Origin of the sequence: Pantoea sp. ACRSB (assembly GCF_022346905.1) — a bacterium.
Classification (GTDB): Bacteria; Pseudomonadota; Gammaproteobacteria; order Enterobacterales; family Enterobacteriaceae; genus Pantoea; species Pantoea piersonii.
In genome coordinates this window covers 366,479-384,142 of the sequence record NZ_JAKRNL010000001.1, presented here as the reverse complement: position 1 = coordinate 384,142, position 17,664 = coordinate 366,479, and the positions used below count along the sequence as shown (strand labels likewise).

Below are 17,664 nucleotides of genomic sequence, written 5' to 3'. Positions count from 1 at the left end.
ACACATGGGAAACTTCTTAGGGGAAATTGGTAAACGGGTAGGGGATCTTGTATCTCATCCAGTAAAAATCAGTAAGGACTTAGTTACCGATCCGTCTAAGGGTTGGGACGAACTTACTGATTTGTATACTCATAATGAGCATAAAGATCAGGATCTATTTCAAAAAGGCTTTGGGATAAAAGGTTGGGTAGGTGATCACCCCCAAGAAACAGCAGCGGCTGTAGTGGCTTCTATATTTGGCGGATGGGCGGCAGCCGGTGCTTATGGTGGGGCTGCTGGAACGGCGGCAGGTGGTGCTGTATCAACGGGAGCCGGTACTGGTAGTGCTGCTGGATTAGGTTCAGCAGGATCAGGTATGACAGGTTTTGGTGCTGGCGTATCTGCTACGCCATTCTCAGGTGCAGCGGGAGCGAGTGGTATCGGTGCAGGTTCAGTATCTGCAACTCCGTTTTCTGCTGCTGGCAGTTCCCTTGCTTATGCACCTTCTTCCAGCTCAGTACTGGCAGGTACAGGTTCACAGGGTATAGCCAGCGGTGCAGGAACTTCAGCACTTAGCTACGCACCTACCCAAAGTACTGTACTTGGAGGGGCAGGATCAGGTATTGCACCAGATTTTAGTGCTGGCCTTGGTTCATCTGGTAGTTCTGGTATTGATCCGCAGCTTATCCAGCAAGGTATAAGCAGGCTTCAGCAAAGCCAAAACCAGAACCAGCAACAACAAGCACCACAAATAACATTACATACAAAGAGTGGCAGTTTTAATTATCAGCCACCTTCCAGTACTGCATATTCTCAGGCACAGCAATTATTAAACCAAGCCTTGGGAACAAATCAGTTCAGTACAAACCCATTTCGGAGATAATAAAATATGGCTTCATTATTTGATAATTGGCTACGTCAAAATCCTGAAAGTACTCCAGAGGATCAACAGCAAGCACTAAGCGTTTTCAATAATATTGGTAACTCAGTTAATAATGATTACGATTTAAATGCACCAAGTGTTTTACCTCAAAGTACTTCAACAGATGAACAGCCTCAAAGTACTAATAGCTCTGGCGGTTTTCTCGATAACCTTGCAAACCTATTCAGCAATCCAGCGTTCCTACAATCTGCCTCAGCATTTGGTTCTTCACTGGCAGGTGATCAGGGTGGTTTTGAACGTGGCATGAATGCCTACGCTCAGACGATGGATGAGCGTAGACAAGAGATCAGCAGAACCCAGCAGCAGAAGCTGGCAAGGCAGCAGCAGCTTGAAGACAGACAAGCAGAACAGGCATGGAATGATAAAGCTGCATACCGTGATTCATTGTATCGCCAGTACACACCAGACAGCGTACAGCAGTATCAAAGTACTGGTGATGCCTCAGTACTCAAACAACAAGAACTAACCCCGTGGCAGCAGGCACAGGTACAGTTAGGTACTCAGCGTATCGATAACCAGCGTTCTATAGCTGATCAACGAGTAACAGAACAAACCGCCGCACGTTTACAACGTCTGGCACAAGGTAATGTTACGCCTGACAGTACTGAATACGCACCTAAGAAAGACAGTACCGGTGTATGGCAAGTACCAAACTTCAATAGCAAAGGGCAGTTCACAGGTTACAAGCCAGCAGGCCCAGAAATGCAGAAGCAACTGGATGCTAAAGAAGTAAGCGGTTTACCAAGTGCATCAGAAACACAGATGAGCGGTGACATTAGAGAACTTCAGGATGCTATCAAAGCAGGTAACGTTGATACATTTACCGGTCAGGTAGCAGGGCGTTCGGATACTTTAGCCGACTGGAACAGTTCATTACGTGGCTCTGATGCAGAACGTGAAGCATACAAAGCAGCACAACGTATTGACGGTAATATGTTAACTGGTGGTGTTGCTAATGCTAAAGCATTAGGAGCCTCGGGAATCAATACTGAAAGAGAGGCACGAATGTACTTTTCTGCAATGCCTCGACTTGATAAAACCTCTCCTCAAGCACTACAGAACTCACTGGAAAAGATTCAGGCATATACAACACAGTTTAACGCAACTAAGCGTGGTCAACCTGTGAGTACTGCACCTGCTAAATCCAGTTCTTCAAGTACTAATTTCGGTTCCAAGTACGGCTATTAATCATCCTGAAAAGGCGGTTAATAGCCGCCTAAAAATAATTTTAATAATAAGGTGAATATATGGCTAAGTCATGGTCAGAAATAAAAAACAGTCAGGATTTTCTAAACGAGACACCTGAAACACAACGTGCAATTGCTGAAGATTATTTTAATAAAGTAATTCGTCCACAGGTTGAACAGAATGGTGATGATGTAAGTACTGTCTATAATGATTTTACTGCAAATGCATTACCTACCTCTGATATTGCCAGTACTATCGATGCTCAGTTAACTAATGCTCAAAATGCACTACATCAGGCCGCAGAAGATGGTTCATTAGGTTCACCAACAGGTGCTGATAATCGTTCTGTACTACAAAAATTCACAGACAGAAACGGTGCTATTTGGGATGGAGCTACATCATTCGATTACGCAGGGCAGTACAAAGATTTAAAAAGTAAAAATCGTAATCCAGATGAAGAAGAACTTTTCCAGGAGCGTAAAAAACAAATTGAAGAGTACTTACCACAAGCTCAGGCACTGAAGGCTCAAAACCCTGAACAGTACCCAATGGATGAAGTTGATCTGGCGGGTAGTTTGGCAATGGGGAAAGATGCAAAAGATCTCGCAGAGTACTCAACGCTGGCGGCAACATTACCAGTAACCGGTGGTACATCGCTGCTGGCACGTTTGGGGATCGGGGCTGCATTAACCGCTGGAGGTACTTTAGCTGGTCAGGCAGCAGATGCAGCGGCAAGTGATAAAACTGTTGGCGATGCTTTTAATGGCCGTGAACTGGCTACAAGTGCTGGATTTGGGGCAGCAGGTGGTGCAGCAGCACCTTATCTTGTGAAAGGCGTAACTGCATTAGGTTCTGGTATCGGTAATAAACTGGCTGATTTAGGGTTAGATATACCTGCACTTGGTATCACTAAAGACGCAGCCATGTTACGCAGATACGGCGATAAAACTAATCCAGATACAGTACAGAACATCACTCAGAGCAACATTACCGATCCTACTGCACGTGCTGAAGCACAGAAAGCGTTTACTGCTGCAACTACTGATGATGCAGGTAACTCATTACTTGTACCTTCTCAGGTGTTCAACGATACAGGTAGTCGTTACATCAATGCTGAACGTAGGGCACTCAACAAGGATGATTCAATCTGGTCACAACGTAATGCAGCTACAGATAGTGGTGATGCCATTAAAGGTGCTATTGATGATGTGAATGTTTCACCAGATACGCTTCAAAATGCAGGCGTTGCGTTAGGTAATGATTTTCATAAAGAGGCGTCAAAGCTCTACACAGCACGGGCGAATGAAGCACAGCAATTACTGGATCAAGCTCAGGTTAGTCAACTGAAGATGCCTACTACTAAGAAAGTAGCTCAGTACCATTTGGATGAAAATGAAAGAATGGGGGATGTGAACCTTACTCCTGAAGTACGTAGAACGCTTGAGAACTTCAACAAAGCCGATCTACATAATATTCAAGATTTGGATAAGTGGAAGCGAACTCTAACTAATAAAGCAGAAGTTGCATTTCGTCAGGGCGAGTACACAAGCAGAGATGCTATCCGTGAAGTACTATCTGGATTGAAACAGGAAGCGGATGCAACGATCAGTAGTATTAACCCTACTGCCGGTAGCCTATATCGTGAAGCTGATGAGTTTTATGGTGATGGCGTAAATGCTATTGGTAAGAAATCAGTACTAAGTAAAATTGCCAATGATCCTAATGAACAGGCTGCTGAAAACAAACTGTTCAATCGAACATCTGGTGAGTTCAACACTAATAATGTCAAGGATTCAGTACTTGGACGTATTGCCACTAAAGACAGTCCAGCAGTAAGCAATAACGCAGTTAAATTAGGGCAGGGCTTGAGTACCGCAGTTCGTAACCGTGCATTAGAGGAAGCTGAAAAATCAGGCGAAATGAACTTTGGTACTCTTGCCAAACTTCTACGTAACTCCGATGTACAAAGTGCTGCTTCAGATGAACTGATTAGTGCTGGTAGTAAAATTCCTTATGCTCCTGTTCAGCAATCTATTAACAGTGCATTAATTGATGCTGCTGATATTACAAAGCTCCGAGCTAAACCTAAAGATCCTGGTAGCCCATTCTGGTATGGGAATTTAGGCGGCGGTATCGGTTGGGCGTCAGGCGTACTCGGCGGAGTCCTACATGGCCCTGTCGGATATGTTGCTGGACACCTGGTAGGAGTAGGAGCCAGAAAAGCGATTACTGACGGTGTAGTTGATGGCTTACGCGGTACTAACCGCAAGGCGAGCCAGTACATTGACTGGTTAACTAAGCCTGATAACGCTGCAAAAGTACAAGAATCGTTAGCACTCAAAAGCTATCTGAAAAGTAGTAAGGGCAAGAACATGACTGATGTACTTGCTGAGAAAGAGATGCAACGGCTACAGGCACAACGTGTATCTCAAACTACAGCACCAGGTAGTAATGCAAGCCAGGCTGATATTGATACATACAACCAAGCTGTACAGTACTGGAACTCTTTATCTCAAAAGGATATGGAGGCTCTTGCACGTAAAAACGTACCTATGATTCAGAAGGTGATAGACAACAGTATGACCGCAACGGAGGCATTAGGACGTGGGGCAAGTACAATTGATACTCAGTCTAAAAAACCTGTAAGCCAGCCTCAATCAGTATCTGAACCTGTTCAAGTACCTCAGCCTGTAGAAGTACCTCAAGCGGAAACACAGAAAAGTACTCAAACTGAAATCAGTCTACGTAACGAGGCGTTGTATAACGGTATTGTTCATGCTGAAACTGGCGGGCTTAAAGATCCGTGGATACGTACAGGCCAACCGGATAGTACTGTAGGTGGTACAAGTACTGCCTATGGCCCAGCTCAGATTACCGGTAGTTTGATGCAGGATATGGTTTCCCGTTACCCGCAGTACTTCACCAGTGAAGAACTTGAGTACGCTAATAACTTTATCGATCAAGCTAAGGTTATGGCTGCACGTCCTGATGATCCTACTTTTGGGTACGGTAAGAAAGGCGTTATGGGTAGTACTCCACAGTTCAGAAAAACATATAACTCAATTGCCAAAAAGATCATTGAAATTTTAGATTCAGAAAATGGCGGCGATTATAACAAACTTGTCCAAAGATGGAGGGGATTAGACGACGCGGCATATAGTTCAAAGCTAAGTGACGGGGTTAACGCATATCTTGATTCAGTGGATAATAATAACAAACTACAGGGGTAATTATTACCCCTTTAACCAGGGGGCAGGGATGCTACCAGATAAAGAAGTAATTACAGCAATAACAGTATACGGTTCATGTATTACTGATCAACTAACACATCAGGGTATTGCAGCAGCAATAACAAGTACTCAAATTTCTAACTTAGCTTTCATGGGAGTTACATTAGGTGGATGGGTGACAATCATTCTCGCTATTGGTGCAGTACTTTTGTTCGTGATGAATTTAGTTAAGTTCATACAGTTCTCATATGGCTGGTATAAGAAGATCAAAAAGTACTATAAAGATAAAAAAGAACAATGAACTCATTTCATTTGAACCTCTTTTTTGCACTAATTCATTAAATAATATCAGGAAAGGAAAATAACTTCCCTTCCTGATTTTTAATTTTATGAGAGGTTTATATGAAAAAGATTGTTATCGCACTTATTATCGTTATCGGTTCTGTCCTGTTCTTTGTACACAATAGTAAACAAACAGAGCCGAAAGGAATTAGTTATATTCAATGTGTAGTAGTGGATGGAAAGATTCATGATTGTACTGATATAACTGACTTCAAGATATTAAAAACGGAGTCTATGGATGGATATAAAAAGCACAATTAAGGGAATAAGTGCAGGGGTAATACTTCTGTTTGGAACAAGCGTAGTAACCTTTGAAGGATTACCATCGATGAATCCTAACGGTAGTTACTCACCGTATAAAGATCCTGTTGGTATTACGACTCTTTGTTATGGCTATGTTCCACAAATGACAGAAGCCATACAGAAAGAGTATACAAAAAAAGAGTGTGATGTACTGCTTGATAAGACGCTTTATAAGTACACAATAGTACTGAACAATCTGCCAGTAATGCCAGTTTCAACAACTGTAGGTTTTTTGGATTTCGCCTATAACGCAGGTATAAACGCAGCGAATAACAGTACAGTGAAAAAGAAACTTGCAGAAGGAAACTATGCACAGGCAAGTAAGGCTGTACTGCAATGGCGTTACGTCTCTCAGAAGAAGCCAGATTACTATAAAGGACGTTGGGAACACAGAAATAGTAAGTACTATTATGATTGCTCTCAGTACCTTCATGGTAAGCCTAACAAGCTATGCTACGGGCTGTACACAAGGCGTTTAATGGAAAGTGAACTACTTGCCGGTACTATGACGGATAAAGAAGAGATTCAAAGCTATATACACAAATTTGGGAAGTAAAAGAGGGGATACCATACGGTATCCCTTTTTCATTGGAGCCAATTTTTGCGTTTTTTTGCTCTTGTCGGGGATTCTAAGAGGTATGGGAATAATTCTTCAAAGTAAGGCACTGGTTGTTCCCGGCTTCCCTTGGATTGATCAATAATGAAAATGCTCTCTCTGAGTTTACATAACAAGGTGTAATAGGGTTGTAAAAGGGCAATGATTTCAGCAACTATACAAGGCGAAACATTTTTTATTTTCCAGTCCAAAACGATAAAATCAATTTCTGACATGATAAAACCATCTAAGCTGAAATACTGAGAATAGGTAAACTCTCCTGACCTATCTACGATGCTTATTGCATTATCGACTACTTTCTTTCTTTTACTTTCAGAAAAATGAAGCCAAAAACCAGAGTCAATTATGTCGTTCCACATTTGTAATGGATCGTTGGTCTTCTTTTTTGCTTTTGTAATTGTATTTAAAACATAATATCTTGACTGATCACCAAAATCAGACAGCATGTTAATTATATCGGACTGCAAATCATTAAGATCAAATAGTGATGTGTTTTCTGTATGATTTTTACCAATATCAGCGGCAGCTTTATGCAACGATCTTATGTCGTGACCTAACGCTCTAATTTCTTTAAATTCTGGCTTATTGAGGTTGTTGTTTACCATATACTGCAAAATGTAGATAATCTTAAAAAATCTTTCAAGCCCAACAGACAATGGAAAGAATGCACTATAGAAAGTACCTTTATCTGTAATGGTGCATCTGTTGAGGGCTGTTAATCCCCCACGAATCGATGAACTTGCTAAGGATGCTTCGATTAAGAACTGTTGAAAGGATTCACTAAACATAAGGCTCCCGTCTTGTATTGAGCTTTAAAAAATAGTCAATTTGCCATATCATTCATTGTCGCCCTAACCTAAATGGAAGAGTGTTCTGCAAACCTCTATGGGCGACAACCCTTACTACTTTTCGAAAAATCTTTTCTTTCTAAAGTGTTCATCCGCTGTCATTGAAGGGCTTCCATATACTTTGATTACTTCATGTAAATGGTCATGTGATTCTTTTACTTGGTAGATTTTCTCAAAAAAATCATTGATTAACTCTTCTCTTGAAGTGTTCCTAATGTAAGGCACTTCTTCTTCTGCGTATTTGTCAAAAGTATTTATGTCATCATGAATGTGTTTTAGCGATGTGAGTTTTGCTAAAAGCAAACTTGTTCTCCCGACTATTAAAGTGAAATCTTTTCTTTCTTTGAGCTTAAAACCTATTCTTGAGCTTACTATGTTTCTGTGGCAATCAAACATAAGATCACAGTAATTCTGTATTTCAGCAATGGATGAAAAGATTTCACTATTGTTTTCATTTAAATCTTGAGAGGGCTTGGTTTTATTTTTTATATATGTTGCATACCATTCAAGTTTACTGAATTTAAAAATTAGTTTTCTATTTTTTTCATAAAGTTTTGGCATTACATCATCATACAAAGTAATTGCAGCTTTCAGTGCAGCTTCATTTTTTTTCGCTCGGAAAAAATCATCTGCTTTAGATGCTGCATAAACAGCAGCCGCCGCCATAACCATATCTGATACTGTTCCGGTTACTTCATACCATGCCATCTACTCTTCCTTTATAAAGGCAAGTTGTCGAAATCTTCAAACATAATACTACGCGTTTCACGAACTGAATAGTTAGTTGTACCGTGTTCCTGTGCGATTCTGAACGCATCATCTATGTACATCGGCGTGTTTATTATAAATTCAACATGATATGGATAGATGAACACGATCCAGTAGAAGCCAGGAGTAGTGTAGCTTTCAAACAAACCATAACTACTGTGTAACGCAGGTTTATAGTACGTGAACATATCTCCTTTCTGACAGTAAACGATCGTTTTTCCCGCCATTTCAATAATAGCCATTATGCCCCCCTAAAATTTTATTACTGTATGTGCATACAGTAGTATTGCTGGATTAACTACATTCGACAAGTAGAAAGTGCAATGTGATATCTATCAATAACCTATGAATTAATAGGTGCTTTTATGATATCTAAAACATTTCAAAATGATCTGTACCAATAGGTAAAAACGATCAATAATTCTTCGCACAACATTCAAAAGCGAAGGAACGAAAATGGAACATAGTTTTTGGGCACAGCCTATTCACACAACAGATGGAAAACTTTTAGGGGTTGAAGTACTGACAAAGTTTGAACAGCCTGGCCTGTACCAAGTCATTAACCCTAAGTACTACATTAAGAGTTTGTCAGTGGAGGCAAAAAGGCAGCTACTGATTGATCAATTACTCACGATTGAAGAGTATTCACACTGGTTTAGGCATAACAACCAGTACTGCACCGTGAACATTGATTTTGATCTTGCTGACCTCTTACTGAATGATCCGTGGCTGAAGAACATTGTTATGCAACTGCCATTTGTGCGATTAGAAATCTCTGAAGATTTTGAAGGGTTAAATGATGGAATGAATAATTCTGTAATCAGAAGCCTTGTAGAAAATCTCAATATACTTTGGCTTGATGATTTAGGGGCAGGGCGTGCAAACATGCAAGCTGTCACTACGCAGGTTTATGAAGTCGTAAAATTGGACAGAAAATTTTATAGGCAAGAGATAGAAAAACCTACCTTCTGTACCCTCATTGATAACATCAAGAAGTACTGTGATCGTGTAGTAGTCGAAGGGGTAGAGTTCATTGAGGAATTGCCCATACTCCGTGAAAGCGGCATTTGGGGAGTGCAAGGTTATCTCTTTAAAAGTGTTCCTCTCAATAGAGTACAAACACTCTTATAACTAAAGAAAACACAAGTAATGCCGATATAACTTCTGTCTATTTTTCAGAAAAGGATTCCTTGTGAAAACACGTCATGTACTGTTTATCGCGATTGCTGGTCTTACTGCTTATGTTCAGTTGTCCGGCAAAAGCGGCCCTATCCCAGAAGCACAGGCTGCGAAAGTTAATGCTAATCCGCAATTAGGGCAAATTTGTAAAGCTACCGCTGCAATGACTTTTGGACGTGATTATAAAATCATGAAGCTGGATAAAGTTGATGCTGACGGTATCGCTTATGTTCATTACAACCGACCGTCAGATGACACACGCTGGGCTATCAAGTGCCGACTTGAAGGAGATCGAGTAATGTGGGCATCTGATAATCCTGAAAGCACAGGCAGATGGCGTAACGATCCAGCCGATGAAGTTATTACCTATAGTATCAACGGTAAAAAACTTAATCTTAAAGAAGTTTATAGTGATGGTTCAGGCGATAGCTCAACATATGATCTCAAATAAACAAAAGGCCACCAATTCAGGTGGCCTTTTGCTTTAGAGTACTAACTGTTCTGGACGGCAATCATAGAGCTTTGCCAGACGTTCACGAGTCTTCTTCTGTGGCTTACTCTCTGCACGTTCTAACTGAGAGATAGCACTCTGAGTAGTACCTAATTTTTCCGCTACATCGTACTGACTCAAACCACGATGGATACGCCAGGCGGCTTGTAAGCTTACGTCCTGTTCAACCATGATGTTCACGACTTCACCAGGTACAGTTTCGTCATCATCTGGGCCTGCTTCAATAGGTATACTCTCCCATTCGCCTTCAGCGTCTGAGAGAAGTTTTTCGTACTCTGCTACAGGAAGTACCACAAATTGTGGCTTACCTGCTTCATCATAAATGTACTGTTTTGACATAGTTTATCCGGGTGTCTTGGAGTCGCGGTTAATGTCATGGAGCATAATCGGCGGGTTGCCCCGCCTTGTATCAGTAAGTCTTCGATGTTCTGCGTGTCACTTCTTCGATCCTTAGTACTACCGGTTCACCATCTATCAACTCAAAGATTATCCTGTAGTCACCAACACGTAACCTGTACTGGTTATCTGTATCCTGTAACTTCTTTATGTCTAAAGTCACAAGAGGGAAGGTTACTAACTGCTGAGTCTTCTCGTTAATGGCTTTCCGGTAGCGGCTATCGATCTTAGTCAAGTGCTTCAATGCACGCTTAGACCAAACTACTTCAACCATTATGCCCCCAAATTTTAAAGAACATATCCCGCTTGGGATGATTAGATAGTATGATCAATGCCTAATCATTGCAAGATCATTTTTCTAATTATCTAATGTAATTTTCTTACGCGGTTTGAAGGTGTACATACTATGAAGTTGGTAAAGATCTGCATTATGCCTTATGGTTAATTACTAACCTGCATGTGCTTTAATTACTTGATTGACATAGGGTTTAATAGGTAAGTATTATGTGTTCACAAATTACTTTCGGCAACCCGAAATTTCCGGTGGATATCCGCGCCATCGCCGAGGCGGCGGCGCACTACAACGTGGCGCTGGAGATCAATAACTCCTCGTTTACCACCTCGCGCCCCGGCAGCGAGCCAAACTGCCGCGCCATCGCCGAAGCGGTGCGCGACGCGGGCGGCAAGCTCGCCTTTGGTTCCGATTCCCATACCGCCTTTACGCTGGGGAATTTTGAGCACTGTCTGCGCATCACGCGCGAAGTGGATTTTCCTGAAGATCGCGTGTTAAATGTCACGCCGCGCCGCCTGCTCGATTTCCTTGAGCAGCGCACCGGCAAGCAGATTGCCGAACTGGCGGATTTCTAACCCTTTTACCTCTGGAATAGTGCATGAACGAGTTTTCCATTCTCTGCCGCGTAATCGGCTCTCTGTTTAACCGTCAGCCGCAGGATCCGCTGCTGGTTCCGCTGTTTACGCTGCTGCGCGAGGGCAAACTTGGCGCGCAATGGCCGCTGGAGCAGGATGAGCTGCTGCAGCGTCTGCAGCAAAACAGCGATCCCCAGGCGCTGGCGGCGGATTACAATGCGCTGTTTGTCGGCCCCGACTGTAGCGTCCCGCCTTACGCCTCTCAGTGGCCGGAGGGCAAGCCAGAGCCAGAAGTGCGCGCTTTTCTCGCCTCGCGCGGTATGCCGCTCAGCGACGCGCCAGCTGACCATTTCGGCGTGCTGATGCTGGCGGCCTCCTGGCTGGAAGATCAGTCCGCTGAAGATGAGAGCGAGGCGCAGTTTGCCCTGTTCGATAGCTATCTGCTGCCCTGGTGCGGCGCGTTTCTCGGCAAGGTCGAGGCGCACGCCACCACGCCTTTCTACCGCACGCTGGCGGCGCTGAGCCGCGAGGCTATTCAGGCGATGTGGGATGAGCTTAATGAAGCCGCCGGAGACGACGGCGAAGAACAGGAATAACTCAGTCCGGTTTTACCAGCGCGCCGGATGCCTGCCCGGCGCACAGCCCGGCGTCGCGCAGAGCTGCGGCGTGCCGGGCAGACGCGCGGCGGCGCGCAGACGTTCACCCACTCCCCATGGCGTAAGCTCCACCATCGGCAGCGTATCGTGCTGATGCGCAAGGATGCCCGCTGAGGGACTCTCTTCCCGGCTGGGATGCTGCTGTAACAGCAGGGCGGTGCGCGCCAGCGACAGTCGCGCCTGAACGCCATAGCCGCTTGCGCGCCGCTGGCGCAAACCCTCCAGCGCCGCGGCGGCCATCAGATAGCCCGTTGCGTGATCCAGCGCCTGAACCGGCAGCGGCGTTGGCGTCTCCCGTCCTGACCAGCGCATGCCGCTATCGGCGATGCCGCACGCCATCTGCACCAGACTGTCGAAGCCGCGGCGGTTGCGCCATGGCCCGCGCCAGCCCCAGGCATTAAGGCCGATATCGACCAGGCCTGGCGACAGCTTCGCGCGCGTTTCAGCGTCAAACCCCAGCTGCTCCAGCGCGTCGGCGCGATAGCCATGCACCAGCAGATCGGCCTGTTCCAGCAGCTCGCGCAGCGTCTCGCGGCCCGACGCCGTTTTAAAATCGACCACGGCGCGCCGTTTGCCGCAGGTAATCTCTTCATCCAGCGTCGGCTCGTGCCAGCCGGGCGGATCGATACGCAGTACCTCCGCGCCCAGGCTGGCAAGAAAACGCGTCGCGACCGGCCCGGCGATAACGCGCGTCAGATCTAAAACGCGCACGCCGAGCAGCGGTCGGGCGGCAGGCACTGGCCAGCGACGCGCCGGGGCGGCGACGGCGCGTTGCCAGTCGATCAGCGGCTCTTCGCCCACCGCCTGACCTTGTGGATGCTGTTGCCACTGCTGTTCGCTGCGCATCTGCGCGGCGCAGCCGCCCGCATCGACAATCGCCTGCTCCAGCGTGCCAGCCTGCCAGCGCGCCACCTGGTGCGCCAGCGCGTCGCGGCCGGACTGCTCTCCCAGCACGCGCGTCATCGCCGCGCGGTGATGTGGCGCATTGGTATGCAGGCGGATCCAGCCGTCGGCGCTGCGATAATCACCGGCAAAAGCGTCCTAGAGGGCGGGCGCAGGGCGGTTGCGGGGAACAAAGCTGCTCTGAAACCAGCGCGAGGCGAGGCGCACGTTCACGCTGACCGGCTGGTCACTGCCGATAAAATCCGCCGTCGCCTGCGTCGCCAGTCCGATACTGGCGGCGGCCAGTTCACTGACGGCGAAGGCGGATGAGAAGGTGGCAGTATCGAGAAAAGTGGGTGCGGCGGTTACGTCATCAGAGCCACGCAATCCTTGCCGCAGCTGCTGCCACAGTGACGCGGCGAGCTGATAATCCATAATGGTTCTCCAGAAACAGACGGTATTCAGAGCATAGCACCGCTTTTTCAGCGGCGGCGCAGGCGCGGGAAGCGCGCATGCATCCGCAGGCTGCGCACGTTAATGACCGCTATCGCCGTACCGCAGACCACCAGCGAGGCGCCGATGATTTTAAAGCTGTTAAGGCTGTCGCCCAGCACCACAATGCCCATCAGTACCGACAGCACCGGGGTCAGCAGCGAGTAGGGCATAATCAGATTGACGTTGTACTTCTTCAGCAGGCCATACCACAGGGTATAGGCGACTATCGAAGAGGCGATGGCGCTGTAGAGAATGCCGAACCAGCCGCGCCATCCCGCCTGACTCAGCGCGTAGAACTGATGCGACTCCATAACAAAACTCGACAGCCCAACGATGGGCACCGCCAGAAAAGCGATCCAGCCGGTCATGGTAAGGGGCTTAATCGGCGGCGATTTTTTGACGATAAGATTGCTGACCGCCCAGCCGGTAGCGCTGCAAAGCAGAATAACCAGCACCCACCAGGCGGGTATGGTCGGGCTGCCGGAGAGCACCGCGACGCCGCTCAGGGAGATGGCGATGCCGATCAGCTGGATTGCTTTCAGCCGCTCCTTCAGCACCACCATCGCCAGCAGCATGGCGATAGGCGTGCCGAGCTGCACCACAATCGCGCCGGTACCGGCGTCGGTATAGCGCATGCCGACAAACAGCAGCGAAAAGTGCATAAAGCCGAAGGTAAAGGCGAGCGCGAGCAGCCAGGGCAGCTGCTGTCGCGTGATGCGACAGAAGGGGATAAGCACAATCGCCACCACCACAAAGCGCATCCAGGTAAGGAACAGCGGCGGCAGCTCCAGCAGCCCCCACTTTACCGCCACATTGTTGAATGCCCAGATGGAAACCACCATCAACACCAGAAAAAAATGCCGCAATGCCACAATCCTGTCCTTCGCTGTTATTTTTTCGCCACCTCTTAATGATGGCACGAAGCGGAGAGGCGCTGACAGGTGCCAGTAAATATTTTTATGTTATGACAGGTGCGGGAAAATCATAAGACAAGCTGCCGCTTTGCTGTCAGACTGGTTCACCGAGACGTTTATCTGTAAAGGATCCGGTTCGGTATGACATCCACTTCTGCTTTGCCCCTTGCCCTGATTCAGTTAGAAGTTCCCCCTGCCGAGGTTGCGGCGCGTATCGGCGAACAGCCGCGCTGGTTTATCGAGGCGCTTGGCCTGCTGCCCGACGATTATGTGATTGTGCGTCCTCATCTGGGGGAGTCCCTGCCGCAGTTCGATCAGATCAGCGGCGCGATCCTCAGCGGCTCCTGGGCGATGGTCACCGATCACGCCGACTGGAGCGAGCGCAGCGCGGCGTGGGTGCGGGCGGCGATAGAGGCTGAGCTGCCGCTGCTGGGCGTCTGCTACGGCCATCAGCTGATGGCCTACGCGCTGGGCGGCAAGGTGGCGGATAACCCCAACGGCTGGGAGCGCGGTCTGCTGCCGCTGACCTGTGAAGCGGCGGCGCAGCGCGACGCACTGCTTGCGGCGTTTCCGGGCCGGTTCAGCGCCTGGCTGTCGCACCGCCAGACGGTAATTGCGCCGCCGCCGCAGGCGCAGGTGCTGGCGAAATCGGACAAAGATGGCTGTCAGATCCTGCGCTATTCGCCGCAGGCGCTGTCGGTGCAGTTTCACCCTGAATTTTCGCGCCGCATAATGCGCGCCTGTCTGCCGCAGGAGGCCAGCGACAGCGGCGCGGATATTGAGGGCACTGACTGGGCGCGACAGCTGCTGGTGGCGTTCTGGCAACAGACGCGTCCGCAGGCGGGTCAGGCGAAGGGAGCGTAACCGCGTCTGCAGCGGTAAACCCAGGCGGGCGGCACGTTTTTCAGCACCCGCTGGCGCTGCCAGGTAAAGTAGCGTGACAGATCGGGCTGAGTCATCGAGGTATACTGAAACTGTATGAAGAGGCCGCCCGGTCCGAGCGCATTACACACCGCCCGTAAAATGTTGTCGCGCAGCGCGGGCGGAAGCGACAGCAGCGGCAGGCCGGAAAAGATCGCATCATACTCCCCGCTCAGATACTCCGCTGAACAGTGGCGAACCTGCATACGGCTATCCTCCAGCGCGCGCAGCTTATCCGCCAGCGGCGCGCTAATCTCAAACACCTCCAGTTCCGCCTGCGGCTGCATGCGCGCCAGCAGGTGACGCGTCAGCACGCCGTCGCCTGCGCCGAGTTCAGCGACGCGCAGGGCGCTGTCCCAGCAGACGCTGTCGCTCATGGCGCGGCAGAGCGCTGCCGATGAGGGCGTAATGCTGCCCATCTTGCGCGGGTGGCGAATAAACTGATGAATAAAGTCTGCTTTTGCGCGCATAAGGGTAAAAGCCGAAGCCAGCATGTCACTCTCCTGTTATTAATCTCCTTTGTTGACCCTGATACGGCCCGAAGTTTCGCTTTTTTTCCGCGCTCTGACCTGTTCTCAGAATTATCTGTGCGCCTGAGCGGTGCGCTTTTCCTTTGCGGCGGTCACAGTTTCCGACAGCAACATCTGACAGGCTAGGTTTGTTCATTCATTGTTAACGGCAAGTTTCATTGTTGTTTCAATTCCTGACCTGTAAGGAGATTCACCATGCGTTACGCCTCTCCCGGAGAACAGGGTTCTCTGATTCACCTCCAGAAAACCTACGGCAACTTTATCAACGGCGAATTCGTGCCGCCGGTGAACGGCAACTACTTCACCAATACGTCGCCGGTCAACGGTTCGGTGGCAGGGGAATTCCCGCGCTCGGACAAGGCAGACGTGGATAATGCCGTCGCCGCGGCGCAGGCCGCAGCCGAAGCCTGGGGTAAAACGTCGCCGCAGCAGCGTTCGCTGGCGCTGCTCAGGATCGCTGACCGGCTGGAACAAAACCTCGAATATATGGCGGTGAATGAGACCTGGGATAACGGTAAGCCGGTGCGTGAAACGCTGGCTGCCGATATGCCGCTGGCGGTGGATCATTTCCGCTATTTTGCCGGCTGCGTGCGGGCGCAGGAGGGGACGGCCGCTGAGATTGACGAGTTTACCGCCGCCTATCATTTCCATGAGCCGCTGGGCGTGGTGGCGCAGATTATCCCTTGGAACTTCCCGCTGCTGATGGCGGCATGGAAGCTGGCGCCAGCGCTGGGCGCGGGCAACTGCGTGGTGCTGAAGCCAGCCGAGCAGACGCCGCTGAGCATTACGCTGTTTGTTGAACTGATTAAGGACCTGCTGCCGCCCGGCGTGCTGAACGTGGTGCATGGCTACGGCAAAGAGGCGGGCGAGGCGCTGGCCTCTCATCCCGACATCGCCAAAGTTGCCTTTACCGGCTCTACGGCAACCGGCGGCCATATTCTCGAACTGGCGGCGAAAAATTTGATCCCCTCTACCGTCGAGCTGGGCGGCAAGTCGCCGAATATTTTCTTTGAAGACATCATGCAGGCGGAGGAGAGCTTTATAGAGAAGGCTGCCGAAGGCGTGGTGCTCGGCTTCCTCAACCAGGGCGAAGTCTGTACCTGTCCATCGCGCGCGCTGGTGCAGGAGTCGATCTATGAGCCCTTTATGGCGGCGGTGATGAAACGCATCAAAACCATTAAGCGCGGCGATCCGATGGACAGCGAAACCATGGTCGGCGCGCAGGCGTCGCAGCAGCAGTTCGACAAGATCCTCTCTTATCTGGAAATTGCCCGTCAGGAGGGCGCAGAAGTGCTGACCGGCGGCGGCGTCGAGAAGCTGGAAGGGCATCTCGCCAGCGGCTATTACATTCAGCCTACGCTGCTGAAGGGCAACAACAGTATGCGCGTTTTCCAGGAGGAGATCTTCGGGCCGGTGGTGGGCATCACGACCTTTAAGGATGAGGCGGAAGCGATCGCCATCGCCAACGACTCGATTTACGGGCTGGGCGCGGGCGTCTGGACGCGCGATATCAACCGCGCTTATCGCGTCGGCCGCGCTATTAAGGCGGGACGCGTCTGGACCAACTGTTACCACCTCTATCCGGCACACGCCGCCTTTGGCGGCTATAAAAAATCGGGTATCGGGCGCGAAACTCACAAGATGATGCTGGATCACTATCAGCAGACCAAAAACCTGCTGGTGAGCTACAGCGTACAGCCGCTCGGTTTCTTCTGATTTACCGTCTGCGGCGCGTTGCTCTCTGGGCAACGCGCCGTTTTTATTTCATATTTATCTCAGTGCATTTAGCGTTTTTTCGACCCATTGTTAACTGTCATAACCGCGTAAGATTGCTGTGGCAAGGTCAGGAGAGTGCTTCCTGACAGGCCTGAGGCCGAACCGAATAAGGAATGTTGATGAACGAGATCTATAACGTGCTGAATGAACATGACGAAGTGCTGGACGGGCTGGAGTACAGCATTATTGCCGTTAACCTGCCGGACCGTCAGGCGGCTGGTATGCGCGATGGCGACAACGCCGATCGGCGACTGGCGGGCGAGACGTCTGAAGTGCCGCGTTTCTGGTAACCAGCCGCCGCGTTATATGAACATCATGCG

At 48.9% G+C, this 17,664-nt stretch carries 18 protein-coding genes and 2 pseudogenes; 12 read left to right on the top strand and 8 right to left on the bottom strand.

Annotation, left to right across the window (positions count from 1 at the left end):
* The first annotated feature begins 4 nt into the window (after positions 1–4).
* From MHZ89_RS01855 to MHZ89_RS01835, 5 genes are all read left to right on the top strand, one after another.
* Positions 5–862, top strand: a complete 858-nt coding sequence (locus MHZ89_RS01855; RefSeq protein ID WP_311781622.1) for a hypothetical protein — start codon at positions 5–7, stop codon at positions 860–862.
* Positions 863–868: 6 nt separating this feature from the next.
* A complete protein-coding gene (locus MHZ89_RS01850) occupies positions 869–2,110 on the top strand; it encodes a hypothetical protein (protein WP_311781621.1) in 1,242 nt (413 codons plus the stop codon).
* A gap of 59 nt (positions 2,111–2,169) precedes the next feature.
* Complete coding sequence (locus tag MHZ89_RS01845) at positions 2,170–5,340, top strand: hypothetical protein (protein WP_311781620.1); 3,171 nt, start codon at positions 2,170–2,172, stop codon at positions 5,338–5,340.
* A gap of 28 nt (positions 5,341–5,368) precedes the next feature.
* Positions 5,369–5,641: a hypothetical protein gene (locus tag MHZ89_RS01840; protein ID WP_311781619.1), complete on the top strand. Its 273-nt coding sequence runs from the start codon at positions 5,369–5,371 to the stop codon at positions 5,639–5,641.
* Positions 5,642–5,920: 279 nt separating this feature from the next.
* Positions 5,921–6,541 (top strand): glycoside hydrolase family protein, encoded by a 621-nt coding sequence (locus MHZ89_RS01835; protein ID WP_311781618.1) that lies wholly within the window; start codon positions 5,921–5,923, stop codon positions 6,539–6,541.
* Between the two features lie 29 nt (positions 6,542–6,570).
* On the opposite strand, the gene MHZ89_RS01830 is transcribed toward MHZ89_RS01835, so the two are convergent.
* From MHZ89_RS01830 to MHZ89_RS01820, 3 genes are all read right to left on the bottom strand, one after another.
* Entirely contained in the window at positions 6,571–7,389 is an 819-nt protein-coding gene (locus MHZ89_RS01830) for a hypothetical protein (RefSeq protein ID WP_311781617.1), read from the bottom strand.
* Between the two features lie 114 nt (positions 7,390–7,503).
* Positions 7,504–8,157: a hypothetical protein gene (locus MHZ89_RS01825; protein ID WP_311781616.1), complete on the bottom strand. Its 654-nt coding sequence runs from the start codon at positions 8,155–8,157 to the stop codon at positions 7,504–7,506.
* A gap of 11 nt (positions 8,158–8,168) precedes the next feature.
* A complete protein-coding gene (locus tag MHZ89_RS01820) occupies positions 8,169–8,459 on the bottom strand; it encodes a hypothetical protein (RefSeq protein WP_311781615.1) in 291 nt (96 codons plus the stop codon).
* A gap of 214 nt (positions 8,460–8,673) precedes the next feature.
* Between MHZ89_RS01820 and MHZ89_RS01815 the strand changes: the two genes are divergently transcribed.
* Complete coding sequence (locus MHZ89_RS01815) at positions 8,674–9,348, top strand: EAL domain-containing protein (protein ID WP_311781614.1); 675 nt, start codon at positions 8,674–8,676, stop codon at positions 9,346–9,348.
* Between the two features lie 139 nt (positions 9,349–9,487).
* Positions 9,488–9,847, top strand: a complete 360-nt coding sequence (locus MHZ89_RS01810; RefSeq protein WP_311782241.1) for a hypothetical protein — start codon at positions 9,488–9,490, stop codon at positions 9,845–9,847.
* Positions 9,848–9,880: 33 nt separating this feature from the next.
* Here the strand turns inward: MHZ89_RS01810 and MHZ89_RS01805 are convergent, their stop codons facing one another.
* Both MHZ89_RS01805 and MHZ89_RS01800 read right to left on the bottom strand, forming a co-directional pair.
* The gene (locus MHZ89_RS01805) at positions 9,881–10,246 is read right to left on the bottom strand and encodes a helix-turn-helix transcriptional regulator (RefSeq protein WP_311781613.1); all 366 of its coding nucleotides are present in this window, start codon (positions 10,244–10,246) and stop codon (positions 9,881–9,883) included.
* 70 nt (positions 10,247–10,316) lie between these two features.
* Positions 10,317–10,577 carry a type II toxin-antitoxin system RelE/ParE family toxin gene (locus MHZ89_RS01800; protein ID WP_311781612.1) on the bottom strand — a complete coding sequence of 87 codons (261 nt, stop codon included), beginning with the start codon at positions 10,575–10,577 and terminating at the stop codon, positions 10,317–10,319.
* Positions 10,578–10,828: 251 nt separating this feature from the next.
* Between MHZ89_RS01800 and MHZ89_RS01795 the strand changes: the two are divergent.
* Positions 10,829–11,170, top strand: a pseudogene (locus MHZ89_RS01795) (phosphatase); the annotation flags it as partial.
* 23 nt (positions 11,171–11,193) lie between these two features.
* The gene (locus MHZ89_RS01790) at positions 11,194–11,766 is read left to right on the top strand and encodes a molecular chaperone (RefSeq protein WP_269949135.1); all 573 of its coding nucleotides are present in this window, start codon (positions 11,194–11,196) and stop codon (positions 11,764–11,766) included.
* 12 nt (positions 11,767–11,778) lie between these two features.
* On the opposite strand, the pseudogene MHZ89_RS01785 reads toward MHZ89_RS01790, so the two are convergent.
* Together MHZ89_RS01785 and MHZ89_RS01780 are read right to left on the bottom strand one after the other, a co-directional pair.
* Positions 11,779–13,143, bottom strand: a pseudogene (locus tag MHZ89_RS01785) (CoA transferase).
* A 47-nt stretch (positions 13,144–13,190) separates the two neighbouring features.
* Complete coding sequence (locus MHZ89_RS01780) at positions 13,191–14,075, bottom strand: EamA family transporter (RefSeq protein WP_311781611.1); 885 nt, start codon at positions 14,073–14,075, stop codon at positions 13,191–13,193.
* Between the two features lie 183 nt (positions 14,076–14,258).
* Between MHZ89_RS01780 and MHZ89_RS01775 the strand changes: the two genes are divergently transcribed.
* The gene (locus tag MHZ89_RS01775; protein ID WP_311781610.1) at positions 14,259–14,981 is read left to right on the top strand and encodes a glutamine amidotransferase; all 723 of its coding nucleotides are present in this window, start codon (positions 14,259–14,261) and stop codon (positions 14,979–14,981) included.
* Here the strand turns inward: MHZ89_RS01775 and MHZ89_RS01770 are convergent.
* Positions 14,963–15,532 (bottom strand): methyltransferase domain-containing protein, encoded by a 570-nt coding sequence (locus MHZ89_RS01770; RefSeq protein WP_311781609.1) that lies wholly within the window; start codon positions 15,530–15,532, stop codon positions 14,963–14,965. The two genes, MHZ89_RS01775 and MHZ89_RS01770, sit on opposite strands and share 19 nt — an antisense overlap.
* Positions 15,533–15,763: 231 nt before the next feature.
* Between MHZ89_RS01770 and MHZ89_RS01765 the strand changes: the two genes are divergently transcribed.
* A complete protein-coding gene (locus MHZ89_RS01765; protein WP_120452245.1) occupies positions 15,764–17,284 on the top strand; it encodes an aldehyde dehydrogenase family protein in 1,521 nt (506 codons plus the stop codon).
* 179 nt (positions 17,285–17,463) lie between these two features.
* Positions 17,464–17,634 (top strand): hypothetical protein, encoded by a 171-nt coding sequence (locus tag MHZ89_RS01760; protein ID WP_311781608.1) that lies wholly within the window; start codon positions 17,464–17,466, stop codon positions 17,632–17,634.
* Positions 17,635–17,664 lie beyond the last annotated feature (30 nt).